Genomic DNA, 18,649 nt, shown 5'->3' with positions numbered 1-18,649 from the left:
GCATGGCGGATGGAGTGCAGGCGGCGCACGGGGTGGCGGGGGAGCCGGTGTTGCTTTCGTTGGTGGCGCCGTCGGCGGCTCGGCGGAGTTTGGATGACGGGCTGGTGCGGGCGGTGGGGACCGCGGCGGCGGATATTCGGATTCTCGACGCGGATGTGACCGATGGGGAGGTCGCCGAATTCCTGGTCGAGATCGCGCACTCGGATGGCGGGTTCATTGCGCGGACCTCCGATGGGAAGCGGGCGCTGGCTATCGTCGCGGGAACGGTTGCGGCGCTGTGCGGTGAGGATATTCGAGCGGCGCTGGCCCAGCCCGATATCACCTTCCTGACCTCGTTGAAGCCGCCCGCCGTTGAGGCGGCGCGCAGCGTGTTGCTGGCGATCGAAACCGATGCGCCCGACGATCTAGCTGGAACTCTGAGCATCCTCAGCGCACGCAAGTAATCTCGTAACCGTGCCGCGAATCGCGTACTTCGGGCCGTCCGGAACCTTTACCGAGATGGCCCTCGCCGAACTCGAGTCCTCGCAAGCTTTCGACGGACCGGTCGAGCGGATTGCCGCGCCCAGTCAAGGTGCGGCGCTGGACCTGATCCGATCCGGTGATGTCGAGGGTGCCGTCGTGCCGATCGAGAGTTCGGTGGAGGGCTCCATTTCGGCGACCCTTGATTCGCTGGCCATCGGACCGCGGCTGCAGATTATCGCCGAAACCGAACTCGAGGTGAGCTTCGCGATTCTGGCCAGGCCAGGGACGGAGTTCGCGGATGTTCGCACCCTGGCCGCCTATCCCGTCGCCGGGGCGCAGGTGCGGCTGTGGGTATCGCACACGCTGCCGGATGTCGAGATGTACACCTCGGCGTCGAATGCGGCTGCCGCCGAGGATGTCGCAGCGGGTCGCGCCGACGCCGCGGTCTCCACCGCGCTGGCCGGTGAACGCCTCGGTTTGACGGCACTGGCTTCGGGTGTCGCCGACCACGACCAGGCGATCACCCGCTTCGTGCTGGTGACCCGCCCCCGAGTCGCGCCGCCCGCAACCGGGGCGGATCGCACCTCGATCGTGCTCGAGCTGCTCAACAAACCGGGCTCACTCATGCGCGCGTTCGCCGAATTCGCCACCCGCGGTATCGATCTCACCAGAATCGAATCCCGGCCGACTCGAACAGGTATGGGCACCTACCGCTTCTACCTCGACTGCGTCGGCCATATCGACGACACCGCGGTCGCCGAGGCACTCAAGGCATTGCACCGCACGGCGCGGATCCGTTTCCTCGGTTCCTGGCCCGCGACCTCGGCGACTGGAACCCCACCGCCCTCGGATGAACCGGCCGCCGAGTGGCTGACCCAATTGCGTAAGGGGGTGGCCGACCTATGACCGGCAGACTGGTACTCGTTCGCCACGGCGAGACCGAAGGCAACGTAGCCAAAATCTTGGACACCCGTGTCCCAGGCCTTCCGCTCACCGAACGCGGTGCGGCCCAAGCGAAGACATTCGGCTCGAGTCTGCTGAGACCGCCGAAGGCACTGTTCTGCTCGGCCGCGCTGCGCGCCAGACAGACCGCCGGCTACATCGAGGCGGCGACCGGCGTACCGGTCGAGGTGCTCGATGACATCCACGAAGTGCAGGTCGGCGAACTGGAGGGCCTCAATACCGAGGCAGCTCATTCGTATTTCCAGCGGATCTACCGAGCCTGGCACGAAGGCGATCTCGCCGAACGCCCACCGGGCGGCGAATCCGGATACGACGTCCTGGCCCGCTTCCTACCGGTCGTCGAGGACCTGCGCACCAAATACCTGGCCAATGGCGGCGACGGCGACATCCTGGTGGTCAGCCACGGCGCCGCCATGCGCCTGGTTTCCCGCAACCTCAGCGGCGTGGCACCGCCCTTCACCACCAATAACCATCTCGACAACACCGAAACCATCGAACTCGTCCCCCGTCCCGTCGGCGGCTGGGAATGCATCCGCTGGGGCCGCTTCACTCCACCCTTCGCCTACGAGGTTTCCCCCACCGCCGACGATCCCATGGGCTGAATCCCCTTGGGGCACAATGCTCCCCGCTCGCCTTCGTGTTATCCGCCCGCCTCGATATCCGAGCGGAGCTCGAGCAGATTGGCCTTCTCGGCGACGAGTCGTTCGATGGCGGTGTCCAATTGGCGTGTGCGCTCATCGATTTGCTGCAGCACGGCATCGCGATCGTCCTCGGATGCACTGGACGGGGCGGTGCACGCAATGTGCAACATCGTGTAGGACTCGGTCAGCGACAGTCCCGATGCCAGCAAGCAGCGAATATCCTTCACGATCTTGACATCCTCGGGGCGGTAATGCCGATAGCCGTTGGGATCCCGCCGAGGCGAGAGGACACCGGCGGCCTCGTAATGACGGAGCATCCGAGGGCTCGCGCCGGTGATACGACTCAGATCGCTGATCCGCACCCGGCAAACTCCTTGACATTGACGTTAGTGTCATACTTTAGCTTGGCCATATGACGAACGAAGACGGTCGGCCGAACGTCGTACTAGTGGTTGCGCACCCGGACCACGACTCCGCTACCTGGGCTATTGCCAGAGAAGTTGAACAAGGCATCCAGGCGGATGGAAACACCACTGCCACAACACATGATCTGACAAAGTCGGGATTCGATCCCATCTTCGGCAAGCAGGATCTGGCGGTGCACCGGCTGCGGGGCGAGGTTCCCGCCGATGTCAGGCGTGAGCAGGAATTGCTCGACTCGGCCGATGCAATCGCTCTCCTCTTCCCGGTGCACTGGTGGTCGATGCCTGCCTTGGCCAAAGGATGGATAGACCGCGTATTCGCCAGAGGCTGGGCCTACGAGACCAGCTCGGAAAGCGGTCAGAGTGCCGTAAGAGCTTTGCATTTCATCGCAGTTGCCGGTCTCGATGAAGGCACTTACGACCGGCGCCGATACAAGGAGGCGATGATGACCCAGATGGTGCACGGCATTGCCGGCTACTGTGGGATAGCCGAGTCATCCATCAAGTTTCTCTACGGCACCGAGACCGACGAACCGCGGGTTCACGAACAGTTGCTCGACCAGGCATACCGGATCGGCGCCGATCTGGCGCAGCGCGCGCAATCGGCTCGAGATCAGGAAGCGGCATAGCGGGCATTTCTTCCCGGCGGATGCGCCCTCAGGCCAACCTTGGATTCCTCGGAAACTCTTCGCGCTCCGGCAACGAATGGATCAGATCCTCCACGGCGGCGCGCAGTCGGGCGGGAGTGCCGCTGGCCAGCGACGACCACTTGGTGCCGTCGTCGGCCACGCTCGCCGTCGAGATGAATCGCCCGTTGCGAGTGTTGAATACGGCGATGTGGTTCTCGACGATGTCACGGGTGCCGTCCCCGTACAGCACGGCCGTGATCTGCGCGTGCGAATGGATTTCGACGACGGCCGAGGCGATGGTTTGCGCGTCCTGCGCGGGATTGCCGACCTTCGCAAGTCGTTGCGCGGTGGCAGTGGCATCGCCGACATCCTCGAAGATCGTCGCAAGTTCCTCGGTCGGTGCGTTCATCCCGTAGAGCTCGAGTGGCGGGGCCGTGCCGAGCGCCGCTATTACGGTGCCCGCCAGGTCGATTCCCACTTCATCGATCACATACGAGTCCTGCCCGCGAAGGGCCACGACCGAAAGATCGTCGCCCTTCGCCAGACAGAAACGACTCACGTACCCGTCGACGATCAGCCGCATGGTGATGATCCAGTGCGGCCGGTTCAGCACCCGAAGTCGGTCCTCCAAGTCGGGCTGAATCCCGCCGTCGATCAGCAGGTCCCGTTGTTCGAGCGACGCGGCCGCGGCGGCCATTGCCGCCTGATGCGCGGGCACACTATCGAAGCGGGCGTACGCGTTCAGCACAACCGGAAGGTCATCGAGATCCAGCTTCTCGCGGAGAAACTGGATCTCGTCGGGTGACAGCACAACCGCCTCGAGTGCGGACGGGCCACCGATAGAACCGAGGACGGTCACCCAACCGTCCCGGCGTTGGCGCCGATCACCCCGTCGGCGGCGAAGCGGCCATCGGTGAAGTGATCGGCCCGCAGGTCGACCTTGCTGTCGTGCTCGGACTCGTCCTCGCCGTCACGGGCCTGGTTCCCCATCAGCGGGTTGCCGGCGCCGCTGTTGCTGATCGACCGGGCCGGTGCGGCTTCGATAGATGCGACCGTCTGAGGTGCCGCTGTCGCGGTGTTACCGCCGATCACGCTGCCCGTACCCCAGCCTTCCGGCAGTTTGAGCTGGGCGCTGCCCGCACCGACCGAGGTGCCGGAGAACGAGACCGCACGGGTCGCGGCCGCAGTGCCCGCCGCGGCCATCGTGCCACCCATCGCCATCGGTGCCATGGTCGCCATCGGCGTGCTCGTAGTCGCGGCGGCGACCGCATTGCTCGCCACACTGCCGACCGTTGACACACCGGTGCTGACTACCGATCCGACTGCCTGCGCGGCCTGCGTGGCGGCACTGGCCACACCCGGGTTCGATACGAACGCCTGCACGGCGGCCACCGCCGCCGAGATCGGGTCGGTGGGGGCTTCGAACGCGGCATCGGCGGTCCCGCTCGGGTTGGCCTGGCCCGCGCCCGCGGCGATCGGCGGCGGCATCAAGAAGTCGGCGGGTGTGGCCACCATCGCCGAGGTCGCAGCCTCGTAGGTGTCCATCACCAACGCCGCGCGGATATCCATGGCGTGCCTGGCGACCTCGGCGGCCTCCATGGCGCCGCTGACGGCGCCGGCCGGGTTCGTCGAAGCGACCAGCGCGGCATTGACGGCCGCGATTTCGGGCGGGCTCGGCATAGCGAGCGCGGCAACGCCGTAAGCGATGACGTTCGCCGCTGCCTTGCCGCCCATCGCCGCTGCCTGCACACCCTGCTGTTCGGACCAGCCGAGGAAGCCGGTCAGCTTGCCGAGCGCGGCGATACCGTTGATGCCCTGCATGCCGACGCCGAGCTCGGCCATGACGCGGGCAACGGTGGTCGTCGCATCGACCCAGGCGGCGGTGAGCGCGCCCCACGCGGTAGCGGCGGCTGAAATCGGGATCGCGTGTGCGCCCGCGTGAAGGGTGGCGGAATTGATTTCGGATGGCCGGGCGATCCACACGACCCCGGTGACTCCTGCAACCATGCTGATAACTCCCCTGAATGTCTGAATGGTGGTTGAGGACAGCCGTGCCGGCTAGACCTGTATGGCGTTGACTCCAGCGGCGCGCACGACATCGCCGGCGATATGCTGCGCCAGCTGCATGCGCAGTGTCTGTGCAGCATGGTGCAGTTCGAGAATGCCCTGGGCGACGGAATGATCGTGGGTCACCGCGCCCTGGTTGAAGTGGCTGGCGGCCACGAGCGACACCTCTTCGGTGCCGGACGGGATCACGTGCGTCGCCGGTGCGGTGATCATGGACGCTGCGGAAAGCCGCTCGGCGACCAGATCGAGTTCGGCCGCCGCGGCGAGAATGGCCTCGGGCGAGATCAGTACATGTCCAACCATGACTCGACTCCTTCTAGTGGCTGTGGGGCGGAACCACGAGAATTCCCCCTTCGAGTGATAGGACGCGACAGCAACGCGATCGGTTCCATCGAATCCCCAAGTTTCTTCCGGTCATCCGTGCTGGTTTCGCGCTCGTCGAGCCGAGCCCGAACACAACTTGGATAAGACTAGCCCCATCCCAGCTCATGCAACCGGTCTTCGTCAATGCCGAAATAGTGTGCAATCTCATGGATCACAGTGATTGCGACCTCCTCGACGACCTCGCGCTCATCGCCGCAGATATCGAGAATCGCCTCGCGATAGACGGTTACGGTGTCGGGTAGCGAGCCGCCGTAGTGACTATCTCGCTCGGTCAACGCGATTCCGTGATACAGCCCGAGCAGATGTGGATCCTCCGGATTGCGCGGTTCGATCAGCACGACCACATTGTGGATGGCGCGGGCCAATTCGGGCGGAATGAGATCGAGCGCATCGCCGACCAGCTCCTCGAACCGGTCCGCGGACATGGTCACCGCCATCAGCGCGGTTGTGGCTGTGGTGGCAGCGGCGCGGCGCCGGGTAGTGGGGCAGGAGTCGAGCGACCAGAGTTCGGCGGCGGCACCGGAGCCTGGCCGTTGATCAGGATGTCGCCCTTCGCCGATCCGGTGACCGGCGCGAAACCCTCACGGTCGGTGCCCTTTCCGATCATGCAGTCCAATTTGTGGCTGCCCGCCAGCCAGCTGCGTGCGTCGAGGTAGTCGAAGAACACCGTCAGCGTCTTATTGCGCACCGCATCAGGTGAGCCGAGATAGTCGTTGGTTGCCCGGCCGCACTCGTCCTCCATGAACTTGTCCTGGTCGTCCTTGGTGGGCGGACCGCCGGAAAAGTGCTGGCCGAGGTCGACGGTGGACACGATCTCGACGGCGTGCGCCTGTGCGCAATCCACCGGATCGGAGGGCAGATTCTGATTGATGCCGAGGCAGGTGCCCGGCTCGAAGATCTTCGACTGATCGTGTTCGGTGGCCGCGCCGCTGGTCGGCAGCGGGGTACCGGTGCTACCGGAGAACTGGAGTCCGCAGCGCAGCGTTCGGTCGCCGTGCTTCCACCCGTCCGGACTGGGGTACATCAGGCCGACCACATAGCGACCGCGCGGATCGAACTTGCCGTTCAGATACTGCTCGACGGCGGGGGTGCAGTGCTCTTCCTTGAGTTCGGTCAGTCGCAACGAGTCCGGAAAGCGGGAGCCCGGACCGAATTCCACGCCGGGATATTTGGCCATATCGACATCGGCCGCGACCTCGAACAGGTGCTTGTTGGAGCAGGCGACCTTCACCAGATCGCCACGGTCCTGTTTGGTCCAGCTGAGGCAGTCGCCCCGGGCCGCGGTGCCGAACTCCTTGTCCAAGGCGGTCTGGCCGGGCGAACCAGGGTTGTGTGCCTCGAGCCGCTTGTCGTTGTCGTAGCCGGTGATGAACAGACCGACCAACGAGATGATTACGGCGCCCGTCGCCGCGGCGAGCAATACCCAACGCAACTTCGGCGCGGACAGATGCAGCTTGCCGTCGGCGACGGCGTCGCGGTCGATGATCACCGACTGCGGGAACGATTCCGCGCGCGACGACTCGCCCGAGGGCAGGTCGGATTCGTACGCGTCCTTGGTCACATCATCAGCAGACATCGCGGTCCATCATGTCAGCGTCTGTTCGCTGGTGCTACGACCTGGACGAATCGATCCGAAGCGCCCCGGTCGTACCCATGCCAGGCGCGTCAGCCGCGGAATGTGGACAGGAATAGGCCGGGCAACCGCGCCGGATCGGCGCTCGCGTAGAACTCGGTCAGCTTGCGTTGGAGGTGATATTGCACGCGCCGAGAACCGCGCCGACGCCGCCGGTCGCGGTGGGATCGAGTTGGGCGAGTCCGGCGCGCCGGCGCGCGGTATCGGCGTCGATGCCGGGACGCAGCCACACTTCGCCGTGAAAACCGCTGAGCAGCAATCTGTCGTAGAAATCGAGCGGCAGAATCGGCACCGCGACCCGCTGGCCCGGCGCCTCGGCGAGTTCGACCCCGTCGAGCGGACTACGCCCCTGCTCCAACGCCGAGAGCGTGGCCGACAGCGCGGTGGTGGCCTGCAGCAGCGTCATCGGACCCGACATCCACTCCTCGCCGACCAGCGGCGAGTCCGGATCCAGACCCTAGATGGTGCGCGCCGCGCGCACCCATTCGTGGGAGAAGCGGCCGGTGCGCGTGTGGATATCGTCGCGAAGTTCGCGGCGGCGCCGCAGCGGGGTGTGTGCCCACGTTCTCTCACCCGCGACCAGATCGGCAACTGCATTATCAATAGCGGTTTCGTCGAAAGGCGTGCCCACAAGCCAACTATGCGCGCGGACCCCGCCCGCCGGTCCGCATCCTGGGATATCGGCGTGAAACCGCAATATCGCGACCATTAGGCTGGTCACCCATGATCGACCTCCGATTCCTGCGGGACAACCCCGACGCGGTCCGCGCCTCGCAACGCGCCCGCGGCGAAGACCCCGCCCTCGTCGACGCCCTGCTCGAGGCGGACGCGGCGCGCCGTGCGGCGGTGGCCAACGCCGATAACCTGCGCGCCGAGCACAAGGCGATGGGCAAGCTGATCGGCAAGGCGAAGCCGGAGGAACGGTCCGTCCTGCTGGAACAGGCGCAGGAGATGTCGGCGAAGGTCAAGGAGGCCGAGGTCGCCCAGCACGCCGCCGATGCCGATATGGACGCCGCGCACCGGGCCATCTCGAATGTGGTCCAGGAAGGCGCCCCCGCGGGCGGCGAGGACGATTACATCGTGCTGGAGACCATCGGTACACCAAGGGAATTCGACTTCGAGCCCAAGGACCACGTGGAGCTCGGCGAGTCACTCGGGTTGTTCGATATGGAACGCGGCGCCAAGGTTTCGGGCGCGCGTTTCTACTTCATGACCGGTTACGGTGCGCTGCTGCAGCTGGGTCTTTTGCAACTCGCCGCGCGGCAGGCGGTGGCCAACGGGTTCACCATGATGATTCCGCCGGTGCTGGTGCGTCCGGAGATCATGGCCGGTACCGGATTCCTGGGTCAGCACAGTGCCGAGGTCTACCACCTCGAGGAGGACGAGCTGTACCTGGTCGGCACGTCGGAGGTGCCGCTGGCGGGCTACCACTCGGACGAGATCCTGGACCTGAGCGCCGGTCCGAAGCGCTATGCGGGCTGGTCGTCGTGTTTCCGGCGCGAGGCGGGCAGCTACGGCAAGGACACCCGCGGCATCATCCGGGTGCACCAATTCGACAAGGTCGAAATGTTCGTGTTCACCACGCCCGAGGAGGCCGCGGCCGAACATAAGCGCCTGCTCGCCTGGGAGCAGGACATGCTCGCGGCCGTCGAGGTGCCTTATCGAATCATCGATGTCGCCGCGGGCGATCTGGGCAGTTCGGCAGCGCGCAAATTCGACTGCGAGGCTTGGGTGCCAACCCAGCAGACCTATCGCGAGCTCACCTCGACCTCGAACTGCACCACCTTCCAGGCCCGCCGCCTCGCTGTGCGCTATCGCGACGAGAATGGAAAGCCGCAGATCGCAGCCACTTTGAACGGTACGCTCGCGACTACCCGCTGGATTGTGGCGATTCTGGAAAACCATCAGCAGGCCGACGGTTCTGTCCGGGTGCCCGCCGCGCTGGTACCGTTCGTCGGTACCGAGGTGCTGACACCGCCGCGATAAACACCTCGAAATAGCCCGTCCGACATTGCCTACAGGTAAATAGCTAGGGGTTCGCCATGCCGGATTCACAGGATGTGGCAACTGTAGGTAATTTCTATGTCTAGGCTATTCCCCGTGCGAGGAATCGGGTCTCGCGGCGATACCCGAACCCGGGTGCGGGCCGCGTCTGCGTTGGCGACGGCGATGGTCATGTCCCGGACCACCGGAGCCTTCTATGTAATGGGGGGCGCGCTCGGCCTGCTGATCACGGGAATTGCCCCGGGCAGCGAGGGCAACCGAGCACTGGTGGGTACCGCCGCCGCGGTGGCGCTGCTGCTCGGACTCAGCCTGCTCGGCTGGGGTCCGCGGTTGCCGCATGGGATTCACCATGGTTATGTCGCGATAGCGACGGTATTGGTGACGATCGCGGTATACGCGTTCCCGAATACCGTCGGCGCGATCAGTCTCGCCTCGTTCTATGTATTCATTGCCTGTGATGCCGCATTGTTCTTCGCATGGCCACAGGCATTCGCGCACATAGCCTTCGCTATGGTCATGTGCCTGTGGGTGATGCCGACGCGGCCGGTGCATCCCACACTGCCATGGTGGTCCGGGTTGATTCCGGCGGGTGTGACCTTCGGAGTCGGCGTGGTAGTCGGCATCCTGACCCGAATGGCCTCCGAGGCCGATATCGATGTGCTCACCGGACTGCTCAACCGGCGCGGTTTCGACCGTGCGTTGAACGCCGCGATCGAAACCGCCACCCGCACCGGCCAGGGCCTGGCCTTGGTGCTCGTCGACCTCGACCGCTTCCAGAAGATCAACGATCACCTCGGCCATCGCGCGGGCGATGCGGTGCTGCAGCGGGTCGCCGATACCTGGTCGAAATTGCTCGCGCCGGACCAGCGACTGGCTCGCTACGGCGGTGACGCCTTCGCGCTGCTGTTGCCGAATACCACCGAGCAGGCGGCGATTCTGCTGACCGAGCAGTTGCGGGCATCGGTGACCACCGGGTGTTCGGCCGGAGTCACCTCATGGCAGCCGGGTGAGTCGGGTTCGCTGCTGGTGAGTCGGGCCGATGTCGGTCTGTACCGGGCCAAGCAGGCGGGGCGCAATCGGACGGTGCTGGAGTCGTCGCGACAGTTGCCGCTGGCGGTCGAGTTGCGCGAGGCGATCGACCGTGGCGCGCTCGATGTGCACTACCAGCCGATCGTCAGCCTGACCGAGGGCGGCGGTAAGGCGGTCGGTGTCGAGGCGCTGCTGCGCTGGTCGTCGAGTGCGCAGCCGGATGTCACCACCGAGGGGCTGATCCGGGTTGCCGAGGAATACGACCTCATCTCCGATCTGGACGAGCTGGTATTGCGCCGGGCGTGTGCGGACGCGGCTCGTTTGCAGGAAACCTTCGCGCAACTCGATCTGACGCTGAATGTCAATGTCAGCGGCCTGGAACTGGCCGAGACCGGTTACGCGGACCGCGTCGCCAATATCCTGGCCAGCACCGGCTGGCCCGCCGACCAACTGGTGCTCGAGGTGACCGAGAGCGAGTTGGCGGCCGAATCCCAAACGGCCATCGGCAATCTGCATATTCTGCGCGAGCGCGGCGTGCGCATCGCGATCGATGACTTCGGCACGGGCTATTCGTCGCTGAGTCGCCTGGCCACCCTGCCCAGCGACATCCTCAAGGTCGACCAGTCCTTCGTCGCCGCGATCCGTTCGGACTCACCCGCACCGCCGCTGCTCGGTGTGATCGCAGCACTGAGCAGTGCACTGGACCTGCAGGTGATCGCCGAAGGCGTGGAGACCGAATACCAGGCGGCGGTGCTCACCGAACTCGGTTTCGCGCTCGCCCAGGGCTATCACTACAGCGATTCACATCCGGTCTCGGAGCTGATCACCGATCTGAACGAGCATCAGGGTCGAGTCGGTCCTGGGCTCAATGATCGGAAACTCGGTGACGGGGACCTGCATACCGCCAACGGATGGCTACCGCTCGGCTGAAAATCGCTTGACGGGCTGGGGGACAGATCGGCAGGCTGACGGTATGCGTTTGCTTATCTACGGCTATTGATTCGATAGGTCGTTGACCCGCGGGATCGGTCTGCGCGGGCTTACGGTGCGGGCGGTGCTCTTCAAGGGCATCGGTGATCTGATTCCGCTGTATGCGCTGTACGCGGTGCTGTTCGCCGATCATGGACTGAGCACCGGGCAGATCTCTTCTCTGCTGGCAATGTGGTCGGCGACCGCGTTCCTGCTCGAGGTGCCATCGGGTGCCTGGGCCGATACGGTGTCACGGCGTGGGCTGCTCGTCACGGGCGGTGTGCTGCTGACCGCCGGTTTCGCGTGCTGGACACTGCTGCCGACCTACCTGGGATTCGCGGTCGGCTTCGTACTGTGGGGTACTTCGGGCGCGTTGATGTCCGGGACGTTCGAGGCATTGCTCTACGACGAACTCGTCGCCCGCAATGAGCAGCGGGCGTATCCGCGCGTCATCGGTTATGCGAGGGCAGCGTCGGAAGCCGCGATCGTGATCGCCATCCTCGGTGCGACGCCGTTGTATATCTGGGGCGGCTATCCGTTGCTCGGCTGGTGCAGTGTGGCGTTCGCGGCGGTGCACACGCTGGTCGGTCTGTCCTTGCCGAGCGCGCCGAAGGCTGTGTCGGCGGTGGCAGTGGAGGAGCTGGAAGACGAGGATTCGGCTGGGTCATCCGAGATATCGCGAGGAGCAGTCGCCCTGAGTGGCGAGTCGGTGATCGCGCAGGCGTCGATCTCGACGGAGTCGCGGCCGTTCGCGACGTATCTGAACATGCTGCGAACCGGTGTGGGGGAGGCGATTCGGGTGCGTGCCGTGCGTAATGTCGTGGCATTGGGGGCGCTGCTGTCGGGGGTTACGGCCTTCGATGAGTACTTCGCATTGCTCGCTCAGGAGGTTGGGGTGGAGACGGCGGTGGTGCCGGTTTTGGTCGGTATCACGGTTGTCGGTTCGCTGGTGGGTTCGGTGTTGGCGGGGCGCACCGAGGGCATGTCGGCGCGTGTCATGGCGATCGCGGTGGGGCTGGGTGGTGTGCTGTTCGTCGGCGGTGCGGTGATCGCCGGTCTCGCCGTCCGCTGGCCGGGTGCGGTGTATGTGCTCGCGGGTGTGGGATTTACGGCGATCGGTGTTTCCTACGGCATCGTCTACAACGCCAGTGTGGTGGCGGGGGCTCGGTTGCAGGACGCGATCGAAGGTCCGGCGCGGGCGACGGTCACCTCGGTGTCGGGTCTCGCTGCGGAGGTTGTCGCACTGGCGGTCTTCGGGTTCGCCGCCATCGCCACGTTGTGGCTGTCGATGTCGACGACGGTCGCGTTGCTGGGCGCTTCGATGCTCGCTATCGCCCTGCTGATTCCGTCCTCGCTACCGCGCCGCACGTCCGATCGGTGAGGCAATGGGCTGTCAGCTGTGGGTCGCTTCGATGAGATGGTTCGCCGCTCCATTCTGGCATGGATCCTTGCCAGATATTCGAATTTGTGAGACGGTCTTGTCAGATGTGCTCGGCTTGGGCGCGAACCTCTCTTCCGATGGGTGAAATGCAATGACGCATGACAACCAACTGCTGCCCACTCCGCCACTGTTCACGGAGTTCCCCTTCCGGTACGCGGTGCCGGTGCTGGCACCGGGCGATCTGCGCTGTACCGCGGCGCAGCGGGATTCGTTCCGCCGGTTCGCGCAGGTCGGGGATCCGCTCGCGGACGGTGTGGTCGCCATGTTCAAGCGGCTGCCGGTCGGCGAGGGCCGGCGGATGTTCGAAGTCGCCGTGGAGCGCGGAATCGATGCGGTGCCGCATGCACCCGCCGAATTGACGGCATTCTTCGGTCAGGTCGAGACGGACCCGTACTGGCTGGACCGCACCAAAATCGACCGCGGTGCCCGGGTCGTGGAACGCACCAGTGTCTGGGGTGGGATCGCGATGGGGATGTTCGCGCTGATGGGCGGCTATCTGGCCTCCCGCGCGGATAAGGCCCTGATCGGCACCGGTGACCTCGACGCCATGGCGCCGCGCCGCCTGGCCGAAACCACCCAGTGGTGGCTGGACGTCACGACTCCCGGTGGCCTGCAACGCAATCAGGTCGGCTACCAGAGTGTGCTGCGGGTGCGGCTGATGCACGCGCTGGTGCGCGCGGGCATGAATCGACGCCCCGATTGGGATTACGAAGCCTGGGACCATCCGGTGAACCAGGTGCTCACCGTCGGCACACTCGGCCTGTTCTCGATGGCGAATCTGGTTGGCGCACAGGCGCTCGGCCTGCGCTTTTCGGCCCAGGAGAAGGATTCGGTATTCCAACTCTGGCGCTATGTCGGCTTCCTGCTCGGCATCGACGCCGAAATCCTGCCGACCAATGAAACCGATACCTGGCGCGCTTTCTGGATCCTCGCCGATACCGAATTCATCCCGGACGAGGACTCCCGACGCCTGGCCCAGGCCCTGGTCCCGGCCGCGGGCGGCCTGTTCATCGGCACCGACACCACAGGTCAGCGCCTGATCCGCCGCGTGATCACCAGTTATATGGTCGCCTACAGCCGAATCGTCCTCGGCCCGACCAACTCTGATTTCCTCGGCCTGGAGAACAGCAAGTTCTTCCAGAGCGCCGTCATGGCCACTGCTGTAGTCAACGGCGCATTGGAAGTACCCCGCCAACTCATCCCCGGCGCCACCCGCTTCCAAGAACGGCTCGGTGCCCGAATCCGCGCCCGCCTGGTCCGCGGCTCCATCGCCCGCAACGGCGGCGACCGCACCTACGCTCGTCACGACACCTACGCTGCCCGCACCACCCTGCGCGCCGGGTAACCGTGCTGCCCCTGCGCGCCGGGCGGTCGGCAACGGCCCGTTCCGACCGATGCCGCCATGGCATCACCGCGATGACGTTCGGCGAATGGCCGCAGTCAGTGCTTGGTCACGAGTCGACGCTGAAAGTGGCGGCGCTGCAAGGGCGCTCGAAGCAACTCCACATACGGCGATACAGCCGATGACGGTCTCGCATGGCTGGTCGACTCGGTCGATGGTGCAGCCGCCAGACACACATCTGACGAACATCCTTCGGCCGACTTGCATCAAGGGTGACCGGCCATTCCGTGCGAATTCGGCGCCAGCGAAGGGTGTCTGATCGGGCTGGTGTGAGGTGCGCTCGGGCGCGGTGGGTTGTGGCGCGGTCGGGGGATGCGGGGGGTGGCGGTACGGTGCGGGGATGGTGGCGCGGGCGAAGGTGGGGTTGGCCTTCGGGTTCTGCATCGGGGCCGGGGTGGCGGTGCAGGGCCGGATCAATGGGGCGTTGGGGGTGCGGTTGCGGGATGGGATCGCGGCTGCCTGTATCAGTTTCGGCATCGGTCTAGTGGTGTTGGTGATCGCGTTCGCGGTGAGTCGGCGGTTGCGGGACGGGCTGGTGCGGGTGCGGCGGGCGGTGGCCGATGGTGAGCTGCGGCCGGTGCAGTTGTTCGGTGGGCTCTGCGGCGCGTTCTTCGTTGCGTGCCAAGGACTTACCGTTGCGGCGATCGGCGTCACGGCCTTCACCGTCGCCACAGTCGGCGGGCAATTGCTGAGCAGTCTGGTGGTGGACCGGCTCGGGTTGGCGCCGAATGGCCGCACTCCGGTCACGGTTTCGCGCGTCGGCGGTGCGGCGCTGGCCATGGTCGCGGTGGTCCTCGCTGTGGCGGGAGGGTCCGGCGCGCCGGTCGGTTCCGCGGCGGTGCCCGAATGGCTGCGCAACAGCCCGACCGCTGTGCTGATCCTGTTGCCCGCGCTGGCCGGAATCGGACTGGCCTGGCAGCAGGCGGTCAACGGTCGCGTCGGCGCGGTCGGCGGTCCGTTCTCCGCCACCCTGGTGAACTTCGGCATCGGCACCGCGGCCCTTTTCGCCATCGAGGCCTGCATCCTGGTCGGCACCGGCTGGCCTGGTGGATTCCCCAGCGAGCCATGGCTCTATCTGGGCGGCCTCATCGGCGTCGCCTTCATCGCCTTGGCCGCAATCACCGTCCGCTGGATCGGCGTCCTGCTCCTCGGCCTTACCTCGGTTGCCGGCCAACTCCTGGCCTCGATCACCCTGGACCTGCTCACCCCAACCGGTGCCGGACTCTCCCCAACCGCCGTAATCGGCTGCGCCCTCACCTTCCTCGCCGTCCTCGTCGCCACCCGCTCACGAACCTGACCCCAGCGCCGAACTTCCGGCATTGCGGGGCAGCGACTCACCGATGTGTCAGTCATTGCACTTGGTGTTCGGGGCCGACCTTGCTCGAGGGCATGCGCCTGGACATGGGCCGCCCAGCGACCCCACCGTAATGGTCGACATCGCCGGGAGACCTATCTTGCGGTGCTCGGATTTGTTCGGTTAGCTGCTGCCGAACCAGCCCGGTGGGAACCACTGGCCCCAGCCGCCGTTGCCACCCCAACCGCCGTTGCCGCCCCAACCGCCGCCCCAGCCGCCGTTGCCACCCCAGCCGCCGTTGCCGCCCCAACCGCCGCCACCCCAGCCGCCGCCGCCCCCGCCCCAACCGCCGCCATTGCACCCGGGGCCGTAGCCCGGGCAGTGCGGATTATCTGTCTGCACAACACCTGGTCCGGGTGTCGGCATCGCCGTGGCGTGAACCGCCACTGCCGTCATCGGAACCGCCACCGCCGCTCCAACGAGCGCGACCTTTGCGAGCAGTCGGCGCGCGGTGCTGCCGCGCGCCTTGTTGATGATCATGGTGCCTTCTTCCGGCGAATCGTCCCGCGTACGGGACTCGCCGATCGTCGAGTTCGTTCGATATTCCCCGACGCCCCTGATTGTAGGAGCCCCAGGTAGTCGCCACCAGCACGTGAGCGACCGAATCGCACCGAATTTCAGAACCGACCGACAGTCGGCAAAAGGCACCCGGGGGACCAGAATTCAGACGAGCTTGTGCGAGCGCAACTCATGTCCCTTGGAGGTCTTGCACCGCCCGGATTCCAGATCCCACTGCCACCCGTGCAAATTGCAGGTGAGGGTATTTCCTTCGATCACGCCGAATTTCGACAGATCCGCCTTCAGGTGTGGGCAGCGGCGCTGGACTTCCCAGCCGGCCAATTCCGTTGAGGCGGAATCATCGTGCGCCTCGGCGAACCAGCCGTCCGCGTACGCGATCCGCTCATCGGTGAGGCATTTGAAGAAGGTGTAGAGGAATTCGTTGTAGCCGCCGATGCGCCAGGCCTGGAATCGAGTGGACAGGAAAATGGTGTTCACCCAGTCCGGCTCGTCGTCGCGCAGCACGGTGCGCACCAGTTCCGGCGGGATACGGAAGCCGTAGCGATACTTGCCTTCACCCTCGATCGGCTCGCGCACTACGCGCTTGGGGAAGTCCAGCACCACGGTTTCGTCACCCATGACCAGTCCGACCGGATAGCCGATCCCGTCGCAGATCAGATCGCTCTGCTTCATGATCGGCTCGAACAGCGCCTTCAGCGGTTCCAGTAGCCGCTCGTCACCCGTTGCCCACGAAGCCTTTTCGGCCGCCAGCACCGGAGCGAGACGCTGTGCCATCAGCTCGATGTATTCGGCCTTGTTGTCATAGATCAGGCCCGGCTCGAACGGATGGGTCAGCGCGAGTTCGGCACCGCGCACGTCGGCGACCGAACCCGGGATCATCAGGATCCCGCCCTCGTTGCCGTGGATTTTCATCTGTTCCAGGAACACCATCTGATCCGGGAAGATATTGCCCTCGTCGCCGCGATCGTCATTGAGGTAGCGCAACTCGTCGTCGAGAAATACCGGCGGGCCGGCCGAGGGCACTACCCAGGTGGCGTCGACCTGCTCGATATAGCTGCGCGCACGATCCATTCCGCGCTGACGCTTCTGCTTACCGAAATTCGACTTGGTCCGCGAAGGAATGTCGTAGACCATCGGATACCAGATCGCGCCCGAGTACTGCAGCAGGTGGATATCGATATGCCCGAATGCGTCGTGCAGCACATCCATATCCACCGGACGGGCGTCGTTCATATTGAAACAGGTGGTCTCGCCGTCGGCGACGACCAGCCCGGAGTCGCCGATCGGTCCGTCGGCGGGTGCGCGCAGCGCGATGATCATGATGTCGATCTCGCCGCCGGGTCCGCTCACCCGATGCTTGACCGAATCTTCGGTCTCGAAGAACTTGTGGAAGCCGAGCTTCTCGAGTTCGCGCTTGAGATCCGGCACCGGATAGTCCGGCAGCAGTACGGTCGCGTCCTTGTTGACGTGCTTCGCGATATGCGCCGCGTCGAAGTGGTCGCGGTGCAAATGCGAGACGTACAGGAAATCGCAATTGCCCAGCTCGTCCCAGTCCAACTGGGTGTTGTCCGGAAACGGGAACCACGACCCGAAGTACGCGGGATTGACCCAGGGATCGCAAAGGATCGACCCGGCCGCGGTGCGGATGTGGAATCCGGCGTGTCCGACGCTGGTGATCTGCACGAGCTGCTCCTCCTGACCGTTACCAGCCATCCAGGGTAGTGGTTAGGCAGAAACGTCGCCGATGCAGTAGCCCTCGGCGTCCGCGGTCAGGGTGAAGGTGTGGGTCTGGGTCACACCCGAGGAGTTCGTGACCGGAACCTGCACAGTGACGTAGTCCGCACGCAGCCGCTCCGAGCGGATCTCCTGATCGGTGAATTTCGTGGTCCCGGTCAGCTTGCCCGGGTTGTTGGCCAGTGGCGGGGCTGTCGGACTGCCGGTTCCGTTGGGGTCCCAGTTCGCCGGGCTGGCTTTGCAGACCAGCGGATACGTTCCTTCTTTATCGGAAGGGTCGAGGGGGGTGCCGACGAAGCGGGACAGATAGCGTCGCACGGTATGCCTGGCATCGGCCTCATTGGGTCCAGCTTCGCCGTCCTGGGCCACCCACGGGCAGACGATCTGAGACGAATTCTTCGTGGCCGCCACCACTTCGTTTCGATCGAAGGTGACGGACGTGCCCGCGTTCTGCCAGGTGACGGTGTTCTGTGTGGTGGTCGCGGGCTGCGCTAGGGCTTTGAGGATCGCCGTCTGCTCGGTGGCCATATCGGCCACATTGCCCGGAGCCAGCATCCAGCACTTGGCGCGCAATTCGGCAGGTGTCGAACCAGCCAATACGGCCCCGAAGCGCGCCGCGACATCTGTCGCGCCGGGCAGGCCGGGGACCGCGCCGACCGGCACCGCGAACGCTCGCGCCACGTCCGTAGGAGTTGTGGTCGCAATCGCGGCCGATTTCGTGCTGGCAGTCGGAGTCGATGTTTGCTTCGGCTCGTCGCCGGGAATGCCGGATACCGAATCGCAGCCGGTGAGCAGCACGGCGCCGGTCAGCAGACCACCCATGATGGCCGCCAGCCCTCTCCGGTCGCGTTCGCGCGGGTCCTTCCAGTCGCGTTCACGCGGGATCGGGCGGGCGCGTTCCACTTCGGGGGTCCTCTTTCTAGACGTTGAGCGACGGGTCAGACGCGCGCAGTCGCGGCGGCTCTGCCGGATGGGACAGTCAGCGACTACGCTAGC

At 65.4% G+C, this 18,649-nt stretch carries 20 protein-coding genes; 9 read left to right on the top strand and 11 right to left on the bottom strand.

Annotation, left to right across the window (positions count from 1 at the left end; translation table 11 throughout):
* Positions 1-2: 2 nt before the first annotated feature.
* From ACIBJI_RS27950 to ACIBJI_RS27940, 3 genes are read left to right on the top strand one after another with little or no spacing between them, the layout of a single operon-like run.
* A complete protein-coding gene (locus tag ACIBJI_RS27950; RefSeq protein WP_396958446.1) occupies positions 3-443 on the top strand; it encodes a hypothetical protein in 441 nt (146 codons plus the stop codon).
* Between the two features lie 10 nt (positions 444-453).
* Positions 454-1,368: a prephenate dehydratase gene (pheA, locus tag ACIBJI_RS27945; protein WP_364351008.1), complete on the top strand. Its 915-nt coding sequence runs from the start codon at positions 454-456 to the stop codon at positions 1,366-1,368.
* On the top strand, positions 1,365-2,027 hold the full coding sequence (locus tag ACIBJI_RS27940) for a histidine phosphatase family protein (protein WP_397086615.1): 663 nt from the start codon (positions 1,365-1,367) through the stop codon (positions 2,025-2,027). The genes pheA and ACIBJI_RS27940 overlap by 4 nt, the downstream gene beginning before the upstream one ends.
* 38 nt (positions 2,028-2,065) lie before the next feature.
* Here the strand turns inward: ACIBJI_RS27940 and ACIBJI_RS27935 are convergent, their stop codons facing one another.
* Positions 2,066-2,428 (bottom strand): MerR family transcriptional regulator, encoded by a 363-nt coding sequence (locus ACIBJI_RS27935; protein WP_364351014.1) that lies wholly within the window; start codon positions 2,426-2,428, stop codon positions 2,066-2,068.
* A 50-nt stretch (positions 2,429-2,478) separates the two neighbouring features.
* Here ACIBJI_RS27935 and ACIBJI_RS27930 point away from each other — a divergent pair, with 50 nt between their 5' ends.
* Positions 2,479-3,117, top strand: coding sequence for an NAD(P)H-dependent oxidoreductase (locus ACIBJI_RS27930; RefSeq protein WP_396958445.1), 639 nt, complete (start codon positions 2,479-2,481; stop codon positions 3,115-3,117).
* A 28-nt stretch (positions 3,118-3,145) separates the two neighbouring features.
* Here ACIBJI_RS27930 and ACIBJI_RS27925 read toward each other — a convergent pair whose 3' ends face one another.
* The 7 genes from ACIBJI_RS27925 to ACIBJI_RS27895 all read right to left on the bottom strand — a co-directional run bounded on the left by ACIBJI_RS27925 (position 3,146) and on the right by ACIBJI_RS27895 (position 7,832).
* Complete coding sequence (locus ACIBJI_RS27925) at positions 3,146-3,976, bottom strand: ESX secretion-associated protein EspG (protein ID WP_396958444.1); 831 nt, start codon at positions 3,974-3,976, stop codon at positions 3,146-3,148.
* Positions 3,973-5,124 (bottom strand): PPE family protein, encoded by a 1,152-nt coding sequence (locus tag ACIBJI_RS27920; protein ID WP_364351025.1) that lies wholly within the window; start codon positions 5,122-5,124, stop codon positions 3,973-3,975. Before ACIBJI_RS27920 ends, ACIBJI_RS27925 begins: the two co-directional genes overlap by 4 nt.
* Before the next feature lie 51 nt (positions 5,125-5,175).
* The gene (locus ACIBJI_RS27915) at positions 5,176-5,487 is read right to left on the bottom strand and encodes a PE family protein (RefSeq protein ID WP_364351028.1); all 312 of its coding nucleotides are present in this window, start codon (positions 5,485-5,487) and stop codon (positions 5,176-5,178) included.
* Positions 5,488-5,654: 167 nt separating this feature from the next.
* A complete protein-coding gene (locus ACIBJI_RS27910; protein ID WP_364351031.1) occupies positions 5,655-6,005 on the bottom strand; it encodes a metallopeptidase family protein in 351 nt (116 codons plus the stop codon).
* The gene (locus ACIBJI_RS27905; protein ID WP_396958525.1) at positions 6,005-7,102 is read right to left on the bottom strand and encodes a septum formation family protein; all 1,098 of its coding nucleotides are present in this window, start codon (positions 7,100-7,102) and stop codon (positions 6,005-6,007) included. The genes ACIBJI_RS27910 and ACIBJI_RS27905 overlap by 1 nt, the downstream gene beginning before the upstream one ends.
* 199 nt (positions 7,103-7,301) lie before the next feature.
* A complete protein-coding gene (locus tag ACIBJI_RS27900; protein WP_364351037.1) occupies positions 7,302-7,619 on the bottom strand; it encodes a hypothetical protein in 318 nt (105 codons plus the stop codon).
* Positions 7,620-7,658: 39 nt separating this feature from the next.
* Positions 7,659-7,832 (bottom strand): hypothetical protein, encoded by a 174-nt coding sequence (locus ACIBJI_RS27895; protein WP_364351040.1) that lies wholly within the window; start codon positions 7,830-7,832, stop codon positions 7,659-7,661.
* Between the two features lie 92 nt (positions 7,833-7,924).
* On the opposite strand from ACIBJI_RS27895, the gene serS reads away from it, so the two are divergent.
* From serS to ACIBJI_RS27870, 5 genes are all read left to right on the top strand, one after another.
* The gene (serS, locus tag ACIBJI_RS27890; RefSeq protein WP_364351043.1) at positions 7,925-9,187 is read left to right on the top strand and encodes a serine--tRNA ligase; all 1,263 of its coding nucleotides are present in this window, start codon (positions 7,925-7,927) and stop codon (positions 9,185-9,187) included.
* 114 nt (positions 9,188-9,301) lie between these two features.
* Positions 9,302-11,164 carry a putative bifunctional diguanylate cyclase/phosphodiesterase gene (locus ACIBJI_RS27885; RefSeq protein ID WP_397086612.1) on the top strand — a complete coding sequence of 621 codons (1,863 nt, stop codon included), beginning with the start codon at positions 9,302-9,304 and terminating at the stop codon, positions 11,162-11,164.
* Positions 11,165-11,246: 82 nt separating this feature from the next.
* Positions 11,247-12,584 (top strand): MFS transporter, encoded by a 1,338-nt coding sequence (locus tag ACIBJI_RS27880; RefSeq protein ID WP_397086610.1) that lies wholly within the window; start codon positions 11,247-11,249, stop codon positions 12,582-12,584.
* Between the two features lie 151 nt (positions 12,585-12,735).
* Complete coding sequence (locus ACIBJI_RS27875; protein WP_397086608.1) at positions 12,736-13,989, top strand: oxygenase MpaB family protein; 1,254 nt, start codon at positions 12,736-12,738, stop codon at positions 13,987-13,989.
* Positions 13,990-14,386: 397 nt separating this feature from the next.
* Entirely contained in the window at positions 14,387-15,343 is a 957-nt protein-coding gene (locus tag ACIBJI_RS27870) for a DMT family transporter (protein WP_397086606.1), read from the top strand.
* A gap of 180 nt (positions 15,344-15,523) precedes the next feature.
* Here the strand turns inward: ACIBJI_RS27870 and ACIBJI_RS27865 are convergent, their stop codons facing one another.
* From ACIBJI_RS27865 to ACIBJI_RS27855, 3 genes are all read right to left on the bottom strand, one after another.
* Entirely contained in the window at positions 15,524-15,880 is a 357-nt protein-coding gene (locus tag ACIBJI_RS27865) for a hypothetical protein (protein WP_397086604.1), read from the bottom strand.
* A 183-nt stretch (positions 15,881-16,063) separates the two neighbouring features.
* Positions 16,064-17,602 (bottom strand): Rieske 2Fe-2S domain-containing protein, encoded by a 1,539-nt coding sequence (locus tag ACIBJI_RS27860; RefSeq protein WP_364351057.1) that lies wholly within the window; start codon positions 17,600-17,602, stop codon positions 16,064-16,066.
* A 42-nt stretch (positions 17,603-17,644) separates the two neighbouring features.
* Positions 17,645-18,556, bottom strand: coding sequence for a hypothetical protein (locus ACIBJI_RS27855; protein ID WP_396958434.1), 912 nt, complete (start codon positions 18,554-18,556; stop codon positions 17,645-17,647).
* Positions 18,557-18,649 lie beyond the last annotated feature (93 nt).

This window comes from Nocardia sp. NPDC050408, from assembly GCF_044458905.1.
Taxonomy (GTDB): domain Bacteria; phylum Actinomycetota; class Actinomycetes; order Mycobacteriales; family Mycobacteriaceae; genus Nocardia.
The sequence above is the reverse complement of the archived record's forward strand: the minus strand, read 5'-3'. Positions and strand labels throughout refer to the sequence as shown.

Bases quoted from the DNA above. Each gene is read 5' to 3' on its own strand.
- ACIBJI_RS27865 (WP_397086604.1), bottom strand. From the start codon at position 15,880: ATGATCATCAACAAGGCGCGCGGCAGCACCGCGCGCCGACTGCTCGCA.
- ACIBJI_RS27900 (WP_364351037.1), bottom strand. From the start codon at position 7,619: ATGTCGGGTCCGATGACGCTGCTGCAGGCCACCACCGCGCTGTCGGCC.
- ACIBJI_RS27910 (WP_364351031.1), bottom strand. From the start codon at position 6,005: ATGGCGGTGACCATGTCCGCGGACCGGTTCGAGGAGCTGGTCGGCGAT.
- ACIBJI_RS27920 (WP_364351025.1), bottom strand. From the start codon at position 5,124: ATGGTTGCAGGAGTCACCGGGGTCGTGTGGATCGCCCGGCCATCCGAA.
- serS (WP_364351043.1), top strand. From the start codon at position 7,925: ATGATCGACCTCCGATTCCTGCGGGACAACCCCGACGCGGTCCGCGCC.
- ACIBJI_RS27930 (WP_396958445.1), top strand. From the start codon at position 2,479: ATGACGAACGAAGACGGTCGGCCGAACGTCGTACTAGTGGTTGCGCAC.
- ACIBJI_RS27875 (WP_397086608.1), top strand. From the start codon at position 12,736: ATGACGCATGACAACCAACTGCTGCCCACTCCGCCACTGTTCACGGAG.
- ACIBJI_RS27915 (WP_364351028.1), bottom strand. From the start codon at position 5,487: ATGGTTGGACATGTACTGATCTCGCCCGAGGCCATTCTCGCCGCGGCG.
- ACIBJI_RS27870 (WP_397086606.1), top strand. From the start codon at position 14,387: ATGGTGGCGCGGGCGAAGGTGGGGTTGGCCTTCGGGTTCTGCATCGGG.
- ACIBJI_RS27950 (WP_396958446.1), top strand. From the start codon at position 3: ATGGCGGATGGAGTGCAGGCGGCGCACGGGGTGGCGGGGGAGCCGGTG.
- ACIBJI_RS27940 (WP_397086615.1), top strand. From the start codon at position 1,365: ATGACCGGCAGACTGGTACTCGTTCGCCACGGCGAGACCGAAGGCAAC.